This window comes from Frigoribacterium sp. MCBA15_019 (assembly GCF_001864945.1).
In the GTDB taxonomy this organism is placed as follows: Bacteria; Actinomycetota; Actinomycetes; order Actinomycetales; family Microbacteriaceae; genus Frigoribacterium.
On record NZ_MJGS01000003.1, the window covers coordinates 89,879 to 104,271 of the forward strand.

Annotated in this window: 12 protein-coding genes; 6 read left to right on the forward strand and 6 right to left on the reverse strand. The window is 71.9% G+C overall.

Annotated features, from left to right (window positions below; translation table 11 throughout):
- Positions 1 to 15: 15 nt before the first annotated feature.
- Positions 16 to 2,139 (reverse strand): RecQ family ATP-dependent DNA helicase, encoded by a 2,124-nt coding sequence (locus BIV04_RS07030; protein WP_071255428.1) that lies wholly within the window; start codon positions 2,137 to 2,139, stop codon positions 16 to 18.
- A 103-nt stretch (positions 2,140 to 2,242) separates the two neighbouring features.
- The gene (locus BIV04_RS07035) at positions 2,243 to 2,764 is read right to left on the reverse strand and encodes a DoxX family protein (RefSeq protein WP_043594835.1); all 522 of its coding nucleotides are present in this window, start codon (positions 2,762 to 2,764) and stop codon (positions 2,243 to 2,245) included.
- A gap of 79 nt (positions 2,765 to 2,843) precedes the next feature.
- Here BIV04_RS07035 and BIV04_RS07040 point away from each other — a divergent pair, with 79 nt between their 5' ends.
- Complete coding sequence (locus BIV04_RS07040; RefSeq protein ID WP_071255430.1) at positions 2,844 to 3,875, forward strand: alcohol dehydrogenase catalytic domain-containing protein; 1,032 nt, start codon at positions 2,844 to 2,846, stop codon at positions 3,873 to 3,875.
- Positions 3,876 to 3,980: 105 nt separating this feature from the next.
- Positions 3,981 to 4,364, forward strand: coding sequence for a cupin domain-containing protein (locus BIV04_RS07045; protein ID WP_071255431.1), 384 nt, complete (start codon positions 3,981 to 3,983; stop codon positions 4,362 to 4,364).
- A gap of 74 nt (positions 4,365 to 4,438) precedes the next feature.
- Here BIV04_RS07045 and BIV04_RS07050 read toward each other — a convergent pair whose 3' ends face one another.
- From BIV04_RS07050 to BIV04_RS07065, 4 genes are all read right to left on the reverse strand, one after another.
- Complete coding sequence (locus tag BIV04_RS07050) at positions 4,439 to 5,551, reverse strand: epoxide hydrolase family protein (RefSeq protein WP_071255519.1); 1,113 nt, start codon at positions 5,549 to 5,551, stop codon at positions 4,439 to 4,441.
- Between the two features lie 19 nt (positions 5,552 to 5,570).
- Positions 5,571 to 6,191 (reverse strand): NAD(P)H-dependent oxidoreductase, encoded by a 621-nt coding sequence (locus tag BIV04_RS07055; RefSeq protein ID WP_071255433.1) that lies wholly within the window; start codon positions 6,189 to 6,191, stop codon positions 5,571 to 5,573.
- Between the two features lie 107 nt (positions 6,192 to 6,298).
- Positions 6,299 to 7,108, reverse strand: a complete 810-nt coding sequence (locus BIV04_RS07060) for an alpha/beta hydrolase (RefSeq protein WP_071255434.1) — start codon at positions 7,106 to 7,108, stop codon at positions 6,299 to 6,301.
- On the reverse strand, positions 7,105 to 7,776 hold the full coding sequence (locus BIV04_RS07065; RefSeq protein WP_071255436.1) for a TetR/AcrR family transcriptional regulator: 672 nt from the start codon (positions 7,774 to 7,776) through the stop codon (positions 7,105 to 7,107). The genes BIV04_RS07060 and BIV04_RS07065 overlap by 4 nt, the downstream gene beginning before the upstream one ends.
- Positions 7,777 to 7,886: 110 nt before the next feature.
- Here BIV04_RS07065 and BIV04_RS07070 point away from each other — a divergent pair, with 110 nt between their 5' ends.
- From BIV04_RS07070 to BIV04_RS07085, 4 genes are read left to right on the forward strand one after another with little or no spacing between them, the layout of a single operon-like run.
- The gene (locus BIV04_RS07070) at positions 7,887 to 9,224 is read left to right on the forward strand and encodes an ABC transporter substrate-binding protein (protein ID WP_071255521.1); all 1,338 of its coding nucleotides are present in this window, start codon (positions 7,887 to 7,889) and stop codon (positions 9,222 to 9,224) included.
- On the forward strand, positions 9,221 to 10,183 hold the full coding sequence (locus tag BIV04_RS07075) for a carbohydrate ABC transporter permease (protein ID WP_071255437.1): 963 nt from the start codon (positions 9,221 to 9,223) through the stop codon (positions 10,181 to 10,183). Before BIV04_RS07070 ends, BIV04_RS07075 begins: the two co-directional genes overlap by 4 nt.
- Positions 10,180 to 11,151, forward strand: coding sequence for a carbohydrate ABC transporter permease (locus BIV04_RS07080; RefSeq protein WP_082454427.1), 972 nt, complete (start codon positions 10,180 to 10,182; stop codon positions 11,149 to 11,151). Before BIV04_RS07075 ends, BIV04_RS07080 begins: the two co-directional genes overlap by 4 nt.
- On the forward strand, positions 11,148 to 14,294 hold the full coding sequence (locus tag BIV04_RS07085; protein WP_071255439.1) for a glycoside hydrolase family 2 TIM barrel-domain containing protein: 3,147 nt from the start codon (positions 11,148 to 11,150) through the stop codon (positions 14,292 to 14,294). The genes BIV04_RS07080 and BIV04_RS07085 overlap by 4 nt, the downstream gene beginning before the upstream one ends.
- Positions 14,295 to 14,393 lie beyond the last annotated feature (99 nt).

Here is a 14,393-nt window from a genome sequence, read left to right on the forward strand (position 1 = left end):
ACGAGGTCGGCCGACTCAGCCGACCACCGCGAGGGTGAAGGGCAGGACGGCGGGGGCACCGGCGCGGCGCAGCTCTCGCCCGGCCACCGTGAGCGTCCAGCGGCTGTCGACCAGGTCGTCGACGAGCAGCACCGGCCCGGTCACCTCGGCGAGGGCCGCGCCCAGCTCGGGGCCGACCTCGAACGACTGCCAGACGTTGGCCAGTCGGTAGACGCTGTTGCCGCCCTGGCCCCGACCGGCCGAGGGGCGGGCGCTGCCGAGCGTGCCGAGCAGCGGCAGCCGCCCGACGGTGCTGATCGCCTCGGCGAGCGACCCGACGAGCTGCGGCCGTGACGTCGACGGCATCGCCACGACGCCCACGGGCCGTTCGGCCCACGGCCACTCCTTCAGGACACGGACGACCCCGTCGAGCAGGTGCTTCGACAGCGGAGCGTCGGGGGCGTTCGCCGCGAAGACCTCGCGCAGCGTGTTGCCCCAGCCGAGGTCGGTCAGTCGGGCGAGTGCACGACCCGGCTCGACCCGTTCGCCGTCGGGGATCTTGCCCTTGACGGCCACCCCGGCCCGGTCGGCCCCCGTGGGCCACTGAGCTCGGGGGTCGATCTCGACGCCGACCCGGTCGAGCGTGCTCGCGGCCGAGGTGGCCGCCTCGCCGGCGATGTCGGTCGGGTACCAGGTGCCCGCGCAGACGTCGCACCGCCCGCAGGGTTCGGCGGCCGGGTCGTCGAGGTCGACCTGCAGCATCTGCATGCGGCAGGTCTCGCCGCGTTCGAATGCGAGCATGGACTCTTGCTCGGCCACCCGGGCGGCGGCGATGCGGTCGTAGCGTTCGGCGTCGTAGACCCAGGGCTCGCCCGTGCTGACCCAGCCGCCCTGCACCCGGCGGACGGCGCCGTCGACGTCGAGCACCTTGAGCATGAGTTCGAGCGGTGTGCGTTTGACGTCGACCCGCGCCTCGAGGGCGGGCGTCGACAGAGGCGTCTCGCTCAGCTCGGCCAGCACGGCCGCCGCCCGTGCCTCGGACGGCATCGAGGCCGTGGCGAAGTACTGCCAGATCTCGGCGTCCTCGGTGCCGGGCAGCAGCAGGACGTCGGCGTTGTCGGTCGCGCGACCCGCACGCCCGATCTGCTGGTAGTACGCGACGGGCGACGACGGCGCGCCGAGGTGGATCACGAAGCCGAGGTCGGGCTTGTCGAAGCCCATGCCGAGGGCGCTCGTCGCGACCAGGGCCTTGAGGTCGTTGCCCTTGAGGCGCTGTTCGAGCTGTTCGCGTTCTTCGGGGTCGGTACGTCCCGAGTACGACCGCACGTCGTGCCCGGCCTCGCGCAGCAGTCGGGCGGTGTCGTCGGCTGCCGAGATGGTGAGCGTGTAGATAATGCCGCTGCCGGGCAGGTCGGCGAGGTGGCTGAGCAGCCAGCCGAGGCGGTCGCGCGACGTCGGCAGCTGCAGGACCCCGAGACGCAGGGAGGCGCGCGCCAGTGATCCGCGGATGGTCAGCACCTCGTCGCCCGGCCCCACGGCGAGTTGCTCGGCGACGTCGGCCACGACGCGGGCGTTGGCCGTGGCGGTCGTGGCGAGGACGGGCACGCCCGCGGGCAGGGTGCGGATGAGGTCGGCGAGGCGACGGTAGTCGGGTCGGAAGTCGTGGCCCCAGTCCGAGATGCAGTGCGCCTCGTCGACGACGAGCATGCCGAGCCGGGCGATGAGGACGGGCAGCTGCTCGTCGCGGAACCGCGGGTTGTTGAGTCGCTCGGGGGAGACGAGCAGAACGTCGATCTCGTCGTCGACGAGCTGCTGCTGGACGTCGGACCACTCGTGGGCGTTCGCCGAGTTGACCGCGACGGCCCGCACCCCGGCCCGGGCGGCGGCGGCCACCTGGTCGCGCATCAGGGCGAGCAGGGGCGACACGAGCAGGGTCGGGCCGGTGCCGCGTCGGCGCAGCAGCAGGGTGGCGATGAAGTACACCGCGGACTTGCCCCACCCGGTGCGCTGCACGACGAGGGCCCGACGGCGATCGGCGACGAGGGCTCGGATGGCCTCGAGCTGCCCGTCGTGGAAGACGGCGTCGTCGCGCCCCGTGAGCGCGCGCAACAGTTCGAGGGCCTCGGCGTCGATGTCGGTCGCGGTGCTCGTCGGTGTCATGGGCCCATGGTCGCAGAGCCCACCGTCACCCGCCTGACGGACGGAGGGCGCGACCACCCGTCACCGGGTGGTCGCGCCCTGGGGACGAGACGAGGAGGGCGGGTCAGCCCGCCGAGGAGTCCGAGCCCGGCTCGGCCGGGGGAGTCGCACGCTTGCCCAGCTCGACCGCGACGAACGAGGCGACGACTCCGGCGACGAGGGCGAAGACCGTTCCGCCGGCGCCCCACGACTTCTTGCCGAAGAGCTGGTCGACCGACGGGCCGCCGGGGCCGGAGGCCAGGGCTGCGGCGGCGGCGATCAGGACGGCGTTGTACTCGTAGCCGCCCTCGGTCACCCAGGGGCCCTTGGCGAGGTGCACCTTGCGGACGGCGGTGACCATCGTGCCGACGATGCCGGCGGCGGCGAGCGGTGTCGCCGCACCGAGGGCGAGGGCGGCGCCACCGGCGGTCTCGGTGACGGCGACGAGACGGGCGTTGCGCGCTGCGGGGTGCATTCCCGTGCCGGCCATCATCTGCTCGGTGCCGGCGAGGCCCGGCCCGTCGAAGGCGCCGGTCAGCTTCTGGAGTCCGTGGCCGACGAAGAAACCGCCGACGGTCAGGCGGAGGAGGGTGGATGCGAGGCTCATGCACCGTTCCTACCCGGTGTGGGCCCTCACCGTCCGCGGTGGGGGTGTCCGGTCCGCCCGCTCGTGTCAGGATCGGTAGATGCGCGCCGTTCAGTACGACCAGTTCGGGTCGGTTCCGACCATCGTCGACCTCCCGGCACCCGTGCCGCCGGCTCACGGCGTCGTGGTCCGCGTCGCGGCCACGGGGGTGTGCCGGAGCGACTGGCACGCCTGGAAGGGCCACGACGACTCGGTGCGCCTTCCGCACGTGCCGGGTCACGAGTTCGCGGGCGTGGTGACGGCCGTCGGCGCCGACGTCGTCCGGGTCGTCGTGGGGACCCGCGTGACGGCCCCCTTCGTCTTCGCGTGCGGCACGTGCGACCAGTGCCGTGCCGGAGCCACCCAGGTGTGTTCCCGTCAGCAGCAGCCCGGTTTCACGCTTCCTGGGTCGTACGCCGAGTCCCTGGTCGTCCCGCACGCCGACGTGAACGTCGTCGCCCTGCCGGACGAGGTCGGATTCGTCGAGGCGGCGGCGCTCGGCTGCCGATTCGGCACGGCGTACCACGCGCTGCACGCCCGGGCGCGGGTCGAGGCGGGGGAGTGGGTGGCCGTCTTCGGCTGCGGTGGAGTGGGTCTCTCCGCGGTCGCCGTGGCGGTCGCCGCCGGCGCGCGGGTGGTGGCGTCGGACATCTCGCCCGCCGCCCTCGAGCGGGCCGCCGCCCTCGGTGCAGAGGTCGTCCCGATGGACGATCTCGCCGTCGACCGGGTGCGAGCCCTCACCGGCGGAGGGGCAGACGTGGCGCTCGACGCGTTCGGCAGCCGGGTGACGTCGGCGGCGTCCGTGGCGTCCCTCCGGCCGAGGGGTCGGCACGTCCAGGTGGGCCTGCTGCTCGACGAGGAGGCCGCCCCGGTGATCCCGATGGGGCGGGTGATCGCGGACGAGCTCGAACTGCTCGGAAGTCACGGCATCTCGGTCGGCGAGTACGCCGCGATGATCGACGACGTCGTCGCGGGTCGACTGCGGCCGCAGGAGTCCATCGGCCGGACGATCGCCTTCGACGACCTGCCCGACGCCTTGGCCGCCATGGATCGACCGGCGGTCACGGCCGGCATGACGGTGGCGGTGTTCTGACCGGACCTACCTCAGCCGCCGCAGGTCGGTGATGCTCAGCCAGATCAGGCAGAGCATGCCGATCAGCGTGACGTACGAGCCCGCCTGTCCGGGGAGAATGGCCCCATGACTGCTCTCCAGGGAATCGACGTCGCGGCCGAACTCCGACAGGTGACCGACCATTGGACGCCTCGGGTCGTCGGGCAGGTCAACGACCAGTACGTGAAGGTCGCGAAACTGCTCGGCGAACTCGTCTGGCACGCCCACGACGCCGAGGACGAGATGTTCCTCGTCGTCTCGGGCACCCTGCGCATCCAGCTCCCCGACGACCACGAGGTGGTCCTCACCCCGGGCCAGTTCTACGTCGTGCCGCGGGGCGTGCAGCACAACCCCGTCGCCGACGACGAGGTCGAGATCGTCCTCGTCGAGACCACCACGACGGCCCACACCGGTGACGTCGTCGTCGACCGCACCGTGCCCGTCGACCGCCAGGTCGGCGACTTCCGCTGAGCCGACGACGCCCGCCCCGGCGCTCGCCGACTCGCGCGCTCGCCTAACCGATCGTCGCGCCGCCGGGCCCCGGCTCAGCGGATGTCGCGCACGAACGCGGTGATGTCCGCCGCGAGCAGCTCGGGTTCTTCGTGTGGTGCGAAATGCCCACCCCGCGGCATCTCCGTGTAGCGGACGACGTCGTGGGTCCGTTGTGCCCAGCGACGCGGGGGATGCACCAGATCGTGGGGGAACACGGCGAGTGCGGTCGGGACGGTCACCCGGGTCACCGGCGTCGTGTGTCCGGTGGCGTGCTCCCAGTAGGGGCGGAGGGCGGTGGACGCCGAGCCGGTGAACCAGTACAGCGAGGCGAGCTCGAGGAGGTAGTCGTCGCCGAACCGCGTCGAGACGTCGCCGCCGCAGTCGCTCCACGCCCGGTGCTTCTCCAGCAGCCACGAGAGCAGGCCGACGGGTGAGTCCGACAGGGCGGGTGCGAGGGTGAGCGGGCGCGTCCGTTGCTGGTGCTCGTAGGCACCCTCGGTCGCCGACCACGAAGCGACCTCGTCGAGGTAGGCGCGTTCCTCGGGCGTGAGACCGGCGGGGTCGTACTCCGGGGGAGAGCCGACGGCGAGGAGGTGGATGCCGGCCACCGCCTCGGGGTGGCTCTGAGCGAGACGTGACGTGATGCCTGCCCCGAGGTCGCCTCCGTGGGCGACGTACCGCGAGAACCCCAGCTCGTCGCTCATCAGTCGGTGCCACAGCTCGTGCGTCTGGTCGCCGACGGTCGGCCGTGGCGGTGAGAACGGGAACCCGGGCAGCGCGGGGACGACGACCGTCATCGCGTCGTCGGGATCGCCTCCGTGCTCGGACGGTCGCGACAGTCGCCGAGCGAGGTCGACCAGCTCCAGCGCCGTGCTCGGCCAGCCGTTGGTCAGCACCACGGGTAGCCGCTTCGAGTCCTCACCCTCGAATCGCAGGTACGACAGCGGGGTGCCGTCCAGGTCGACCGAGCTCCAGGGCAGCGAGGCCATCCGGCGCTCGCGGGCTCGCCAGTCGAAGCCGGTGACCCAATGTCGCGCGAGCCGGCGCAGTTCGTGCTCGTCGGTGCCCGCTTCCCAGGCGTCCACAGGCCAGCCGGTCGCCCACCGGGTCGCCCGGACACGGTCGAGGAGGTCGGTCAGGTCGGCATCCGACACGGTGAGGTGCATGCCGCCCATCTTCCCGCGGTCAGGCCGTCGCCCCCGAGGAGGCGCGGGGCGCGTTCCCGAGGACGGCGCGAGCCACCGTGTCGACGGCGTCGAGGACGAGGGCGTCCCGGGCGGCGGCGTCGTCCCGCTCGGATTCGTGCAGGACGACCGTCGTGCCGCGCCGGGCACCGACGTAGTCGACGATCCCGTGTTCGATCTGCGTCCGCATCGCGGTCTCGTAGCCGTGACGCTCGTACGTGCCGGCCGAGTCGCCGGCCACGGCGAGCAGATGGACGGTCAACCGTCCGAGCATGCGGCGCGTGCCGCCCTCGGGGTCGATCTCGAACGCCCACCCGTTGACGAAGACCCGGTCGATCCATCCCTTCAGAAGGGCGGGCATCGACCACCAGTAGACCGGGAACACCAGGACGAGGTGCTCGGCCCTGTCGATCCTACCCTGTTCGCGCACGACGTCGGCGGGAGCGTCCCCGTGACCACGGTAGGCCACACGGTCCGCGGCGCCGAAGCGCGGGTCGAACCCCTCCGCCGCCAGATCGGCCACCTCGGCCGAGTCCGGGGGCAGGGCCTGTTCCAGTCGCCGGGCGAGACCGGCGGTCAGTGACTCGTGATCGGGGTGGGCGGTGACGATGAGCGTTTTCACGGAACCCAGTCAAACCGGTCCCGCTGGGCACTCGTCGGCATGTCCCGGACGGTCAGGTCAGGGCAGGTCGCGGCGGGGCAGGGCGGGGCGGGGCGGGGCGGGGCAGGCTAGCCGCCGCGGGTCCACGCCGCGACGAGCGAGACGGCGGGGGCGTACGCGGCCAGCCGGGGCCGGTTCAAGAAGGCGTGGCGGGTGCCCGGCAGGACGCGGTGCCGCACGTCGACCCCCGCGTCGACGAGCTCGACGGCGAAGAGGTCGCCCGAGGCGCGCATGTTGTCGCGCTCGGCGTTCACCACCAGTGTCCGGGGGAAGCCCGAGAGGGTGTGACCGCCCGGGAAGGCGAGACGGTCGGCCAGTGCACTGCGCGACCCGGTGTAGTTCCGGTTCATCGCGTCGAGGGCCCACCTCGCGTGGCTGAGGCCCCGGTGACCACGGGACCGGTGGTGCACCTCCGCCACCCGGGGGTGTGCGGCATGGAAGAAGCCGTAGGCAAAGACGGCGCCAATCGGAGGACGACCGTCGTCGATCGTGCGGAGGGTGGCCGCCGCGGCCAGACACGCCCCCGCACTCGCGCCTCCCACGATCACGCCGCCGGGCGAGCGGTCGCGCACCTCGTCGTAGGCGACGAGCACGTCGTCGAGCGCCGCCGGGTACCGCTCGCGGGACGGCATCAACCGACGGGCCAGGAGGCCGAGACCCGGGGGAGGCGCGAGATGGTAGTCCACCGTCGCGACCCTCACCCCGCGTGCGGCGAGCGACCGAGCGACGTCGTGCGCTTCCGGCTGGTCGAGCCCCCCGCGGAAGAACCCGCCGCCGTGCAGCCACAGCAGCGTCGGCCCGGGCGAGCCCGTCGACCCCGGCCACGGCTCGTACCAGCGGACGGGCACGACGGACCCGACGGGGACGGTGCCGCTCACGCCGGGTCGATCGCGTCGCCGGGCAGGATGAGCAGGTCGAGGTGGTCCTGCAGCTGCCGCACCACGTCGATCCGCCCCGGGTCGAGCAACCACTGCAGCTGGATGCCGTCCCACAGGGCCACGAGCCCGGACGCCGCACGGTCGGGGTCGACCCCGGGGCGCAACCGGCCCCGCGCCTCTAGTGCTCGCAGGGCGTCGCCGTACTCGGCACGCAGACGCTCGAAGCGCTCGCGGACGTAGTCGCTGCCGGGGTTGCCGGTCGTGACCGCCTCGCCCGCCAACACCGCGTACGACGCGATCAGCCCGGGCACCGTCTCGTTGTGCCGAGCCTGCCCGAGGACGGTCTCGACGAGACCCCCATCGTCCGGAGGCGCGGCCGAGCGGTCCGAGACCGCGTCGCGTCGCTCGAGCACGGCGAGCAGCAGGGCGCTCTTCGACGGGAAGTAGTGCAGCAGGCTCGTCTGGCTCATGCCGACCACCTCGGCCACGTCCCGGAGAGAGCCGCCGACGTAACCCTTCGTCGAGAACACCTCGAAGGCCGCGTCGACGATCGACGCCCGCCGCTCGGCCGACTTCGCGTACGGGCCGCGACGTGCGGGACGAGAGGAGCCGGACGGGCCCGATCCTCCGGCCCCCGAGGCGCTCGCGGGAGGGCCGATGGTCGTCATGATCGGCCACTCTACGACCTCCCAGACACCCCGCAGGTGAAAATCGAACGACCACTCGAATTTGTGTTAGCGTCGCTCACGCCACGGCCCCACGACGAAGTGAGATGAACATGAGCCCGATTTCCCGACGGCAGTTGCTCGGCCTGGGGGTGACCGCCGGCGCCACTGCCATGCTCGCCGGCTGCGCCACACCCGGGACGACCTCCGTGAACTCCCTGCCGACCATCCCCGCGGCCGACGGCCCCGTCAAGCTGCAGTACTGGGCCTGGCTCAAGGGCCTCGACCAGGTCACCGCCCTCTACAACAAGAGCCAGTCGCGCGTGCAGGTCGAGACGGTCTTCATCCCCGGTGGCAACGCGGGCGGCTACCAGAAGCTGTACTCGGCGCTCGCCGCGGGCGCCGGGCCCGACATCGCCCAGGTCGAGCTGCGGTCGCTGCCCGAGTTCCTGCTCGCCAACGGCGTCGTCGACCTCAAGCGCTACGGCGCCGAGCAGTACGCGGACCTCTACGACCCCACACTCTGGAACCAGGTCAGCTACACCGACGGCATCTACGCGATCCCGCAGGACAGCGGCCCGATGGGCATGTTCTACCAGCCCGCCGTCTTCGACACGGTCGGCGCGGCCGTCCCCACCACGTGGGACGAGTGGGCCGCGGTCGGCACCGAGCTGAAGGGCGCCGGTGTGCTGATGGACTCGTTCCCGCTCGCCGACGCCTCGCTTTTCGCCGCGTACGCCACCCAGGCCGGTGCCTCGTGGCTGCGCGCCGAGGACGACGGCTGGGTCATCGACATGACCGACGAGGCGACCCTCACCGTCGCCCGCTTCTTCGACAAGGCGATCGACGACGGCATCGTCACGACCGCCTACGGCGCCTACACGCCGGCCTGGTTCTCGGCCGCCAGCGCGGGCACCATCGCGTCGGTCGCGACCGGCTCGTGGGGCGACGCCCTGATCGAGGGCGTCAGCGGCGCCGAGGGCAAGTGGAAGTGCGCCCCGCTGCCGACCTGGCAGACGGGCTACGCCTCGAGCTTCCTCGGTGGCTCCACCGCGGCCATCCTGGCGAACAGCAAGCACCCGCAGGAGGCACTCGACTTCGCCGTCTGGATGACCACGACGCCCGAGGGCATCAACGCCCTGATCGAGTTCTGCGGCATCGGCTGGTCGCCGGCGCGCGACGTCGTCGGCTCGCTTCGTGAGCAGCCCAGCCCGTTCTTCAGCGGTCAGAACTACAACCAGGAGGTCTTCGTGCCCGCCACGAAGGAGTCCTCGCAGAACCAGGACTGGAGCTGGTGGCCCATCACCCAGCAGTCCTTCAACATCTTGAGCGACGGCTTCCGTGGCAAGGCGTCGGGCGGCACGCTCGTCGACGCCGTGGCGCAGGCCGAGAAAGACATCATGGCCGTCTTCCAGAACAAGGGCCTCACCATCCGGAAGGCGAACGCATGAGCGCCGCGACCGACACGCGGCCCGAGGCCGTGACCGACTCGACCCGCGCCTCCTCGGGTCCTCGCCGCAGCAGCTCGAAGGGCGCCGTCAAGCGGGCGCCCTGGGTGCTGCTCGCGCCGTTCCTGGCGCTGTTCGCGCTGACCTTCGTGATTCCGATCGTCATCGCCGTGTTCTCGAGCTTCACCAAGGTCACCCGCAGCGGCTTGTTCGGAGAGGGCGGTGTGACCAGCGCGTTCGCCGGCTTCGACAACTACGCGCAGGTGCTCGGCGACCCCAACTTCGTCGCCTCCATCGGCCGCATGTTCCTGTTCGGCATCGTCCAGGTGCCGGTCATGCTGATCCTCTGCACCGTGCTCGCGCTGCTGCTCGAGTCGGCGTCGGCGAAGTGGCCGGGCGTGTTCCGTGCCGCGTACTTCCTGCCGTACGGCGTGCCCGGCGTCATCGCGACCATCCTCTGGTCGTTCCTCTACGTGCCCGGTCTCAGCCCGATCATCGACATCGGCGAGGTCTTCGGCGTCACCCCCGACTTCCTCGGCGCGAACACCGTGCTCTGGTCCATCGCGAACATCGTGACCTGGAGCTACACCGGCTACAACATGCTGATCATCATCGCCCAGCTGAAGTCGATCCCCGTCGAGCTGTACGAGGCCGCCAAGGTCGACGGCGCCTCCTCGCTGCGCGTCGCGTTCAGCATCCAGCTGCCGCTGATCCGCCCGGCCCTGCTGCTCACCGCGGTCTTCTCGATCATCGGCACCCTGCAGCTGTTCGCCGAGGCCCAGGTGCTGCAACGCGTCTCGCCGGCGATCGACAGCCAGTACACGCCGAACCTCAGCGCGTACACCACGGCCTTCGCCTACAACGACTACAACGTCGCGGCCGCCCAGTCGGTCCTGATCGCCCTCGTCGCGTTCGCGCTGTCGATCACGTTCCTCAGCGTCACGAACAGGAAGCAGAAATGAGCCTCTCGACGAAGGGTGCCGAGCACGCCACCGAGACCGAGTCCATCGTGACGGCGCAGGGTCGCGGCCGCGGTGCCGACAAGCCCGCCCGCCGACGTGCCCGCAGCGCGGGCCCCGACCGCACGGCCGGTCGCTCGAAGGCGTCCACCATCATCGTCACGGCGATCCTGGTCGTCGTCGCGCTGTACTTCCTCGTGCCGGTCTACTGGGTCGTCGTCGCGGCGACCAAGACCACGCCCGACCTGTTCGGCACGTTCGGCTTCTGGTTCGCGCCGACGTTCTCGCTCTGGGACAACCTCGGCCAGGTGCTGACCTACGGCGACGGCATCTTCGTGCGCTGGGTGCTCAACTCGGTGCTCTACGCCGGCGTCGGTGCCCTGATCGCGACGTACTTCGCCGCGGCCGGCGGCTACGCCCTCGCCAAGTACGAGTTCCGCGGACGCAACGTCGTCTTCGGCACCATCCTCGGCGGCGTGCTCGTGCCCGGCACCGCCACGGCCCTGCCCCTCTTCCTGCTGTTCAGTCAGATGGGTATCGCCAACACCTACTGGAGCGTGCTGCTGCCGTCGCTCGTGTCGCCGTTCGGCCTGTTCCTCTGCCGCATCTACGCGCAGGCCACGGTCGACACGTCGCTGATGGAGGCCGCCCGCCTCGACGGCGCCAGCGAGCTGCGCATCTTCCACACCCTGGGACTGCGCATCCTCACCCCGGCGCTCGTCACGGTGTTCCTGTTTCAGCTCGTGGGCATCTGGAACAACTACTTCCTGCCCCTGGTCATGCTGAGCGACGTCGACAAGTTCCCCGTCACGCTCGGCCTCAACAACTGGCTCAGCCAGACCGACCGCCTGCCCGAGTTCTACCAGCTGACGACCGGCGGCGTGCTGCTGTCGATCATCCCGCTGGTCATCGCCATGGTCGTCCTCCAGCGCTTCTGGCGCGGCGGCCTCACCGAAGGAAGCGTCAAGTGACCCCCAGCACCACCACCACTCCCGCCGTCACCCCCGACTACCTCACCGACACCGGCCCCGGGCAGGGCGCGCGCACCCCGGCGCGCTCCTGGCTGCACACCGACGCCCCGACCCTCTCGCTCGACGGCACCTGGTCGTTCCGCCTGCTGCCCGGTGCCCCCGGCACGCTCGGCGGCCGCGGCGTCCTGCCCGAGGGCGAGCCCGTCGACGGCGTCGGCGCGGTCGACCTCGACGACTCGTCCTGGGGCGAGATCGAGGTGCCGTCGCACTGGGTGCTCGGCGGTGACGGCTTGCGCGGTGCCCCGATCTACACCAACGTGCAGTTCCCGTTCCCGACCGAGCCGCCCTTCGTGCCCGACGCGAACCCGACGGGCGACCACCGCCGCAGCTTCGAGCTGCCGTCGACCTTCGACGGAGCCGAGCGCGTGCTGCTGCGCTTCGACGGCGTCGAGTCGCGCTACGTGGTGTGGCTGAACGGCGTCGAGATCGGCATGGGCGTCGGCAGCCGCCTCGCGCAGGAGTTCGACGTCACCGACGCCCTGCACCCGGGCGAGAACGTGATCGCGGTGCGCGTGCACCAGTGGTCGGCGTCGAGCTACGTCGAAGACCAAGACCAGTGGTGGCTGCCCGGCATCTTCCGCAGCGTCACGCTGCAGGCACGCCCGGTCGGCGGCCTCGACGACGTCTGGCTGCAGACGCCGTTCCACGGCACGGCCGGCCAGGGCCGAGGAGGCGCGGCGATCGTCCCCGAGATCACCGCCGGCGAGGCCGCGTACCCGGTCACGCTCTCGGTGCCGGAACTCGGCGTCGAGGTCACCTGGGCGACCGCCGCCGACGTCGCCCCGGTCCCGCTGGACGCGGTCGAGCCGTGGAGCGCCGAGACCCCGCGCCTCTACGACGCGACCGTCTCGAGCGCGGACGGCGCCGAGACGATCTCGCTGCGCCTCGGCTTCCGCACCGTCCGCATCGTCGGCGACCAGTTCGAGGTCAACGGCCGTCGCGTCGTCTTCCACGGCGTCAACCGCCACGAGACCCACCCCGACCGCGGCCGCGTCTTCGACGAGGAGTGGTCGCGCCGCGACCTCGCCCAGATGAAGCGGTTCAACGTGAACGCGATCCGCACCTCGCACTACCCGCCGCACCCGCGCCTCCTCGACCTCGCTGACGAGCTGGGCTTCTGGGTCGTCCTCGAGTGCGACCTCGAGACCCACGCCTTCGAACGCCAGGAGTGGATCGGCAACCCCAGCGACGACCCGGCCTGGCACGACGCCTACGTCGACCGCATGGTCCGTACCGTCGAGCGCGACAAGAACCACCCGAGCATCGTCATGTGGTCGCTCGGCAACGAGGCGGGCACGGGCCACAACCTCGCGGCGATGTCGGCCTGGACGCACGCCCGCGACGGCGGTCGTCCCGTCCACTACGAGGGCGACTACACGGGCGCCTACACCGACGTCTACTCGCGCATGTACTCGTGGATCGACGAGACGCGCGCCATCGGCTCGGGTGATGAGTCCGTCACGCTGCTGGGCTGCACGCCGGCCGAGGCCGCGCGTCAGCGTTCGAAGCCCTTCGTGCTCTGCGAGTACGTCCACGCCATGGGCAACGGTCCCGGGGCGATCGACGAGTACGAGGACCTGGTGGACGCCTACCCGCGCCTGCACGGCGGTTTCGTCTGGGAGTGGCGCGACCACGGCCTGCGCACGCACACGGCCGACGGCGTCGAGTACTTCGGCTACGGCGGCGACTTCGGCGAGGTCGTCCACGACGGCAACTTCGTCATGGACGGCATGGTGCTGAGCGACGACACCCCGTCGCCCGGCCTGTACGAGTGGGCCCAGGTCGTCGCCCCGATCCGCCTGCGCTTCGAGTCGCCCACGGTCGACGGCGCGCCGGTGCTCGTCGTGTCGAACCTGCGGCACTCGGCCGACGCCTCCGACGTCGTCTTCCGCTGGGTCGCCTCCCACGACGGCGAGGAGGCGCGCTCGGGCACCCTCGACGTGGTCGGCCTCGAGGGCGGCGCGCTGGCCGCCCACGAGACGGTGTTCGTCTCGCTGCCCGAGGTGCCCGTGTCGGGCACCGGCGAGACCTGGCTCACGGTGACGGCCGAGCTGGCCGACGCCACCGTGTGGGCGGACGCCGGTCACGTGCTCTCGACCCAGCAGCTCGACCTCACGCCGGCACCGGTGCCGGTCGCGACACCCCGCCCCGCGGTCGTGGGCGACGGACGCGACCGCGCGGCCCGCGCCTCCTCGGGGCGCGTCGAGCTCGGCCCGGCGGTGTTCGACGACGGGCGACTGGTCTCGCTGGCCGGACGTCCGGTCGACGGGGCCCGCCTCGAGCTGTGGCGCGCACCGACCGACAACGACCGTGGCGAGTGGATGACGCCGAAGGACCGCGACCGCGACGTGATGCGCAACCGCCACCGCGTCGACCTGTACGAGGTCGGCGTGCTGCCGAGTTCGCAGGACACCTGGTTGCTGGCCGGGCTCGACCGCCTGACCGCACGCGTCGAGTCGGTGAGCGTCGCCCCGGGCTCGGTCCGGGTGCGCACCCGCTACGCCGCCGCCGACACGCGCAACGCGGTGACGACCGACGAGCAGTGGCAGCTCGTCGGCGACGACCTCTGGTTGTCGGTCGACATCGTGCCGACGGGGTGGTGGGACATGGTCTGGCCCCGCGTCGGCGTGCGATTCGACCTGCCGGGTGACGTGGACCAAGCCTCGTGGTTCGGCACCGGGCCGCGCGAGTCGTACCCGGACAGCCGCCACTCGGCGTTCGTCGGGCGCTACGAGTCGGGCGTCGACGAGCTGTCGGCCGGGTACGCACGCCCGCAGGAGACGGGGCACCGCAGCGACCTGCGCACCCTCGACCTCGGGCCGGCCGGCCAGCCGTGGCTGCGGGTCGAGGCCGTGCCGAGCGCCACGGGCGAACGCCCCGGCTTCACGCTGAGCCGTCACACGGCCCAGCAGATCGGCGTCGCCGAGCACCCGCACGAGCTGCCCGCGAGCGAGCGCACCTACCTGTACCTCGACGCCGGCCAGCACGGCGTCGGGTCGCGGGCGTGCGGGCCGGACGTGGCCTCGCGGCACGTGCTGCGCCCGGGTGCGCACCAGCTGCGACTGAAGTTCAGCGCGCTGTAGCCGACTGCCGCCGCGAGAACGGGCGGGTCCGTGTCGGACGGGCGTCTCAGGACGCCCGGTCCGGCCCGACCCGCCCGTTCGGCGTGCCGCCCGTTCGGC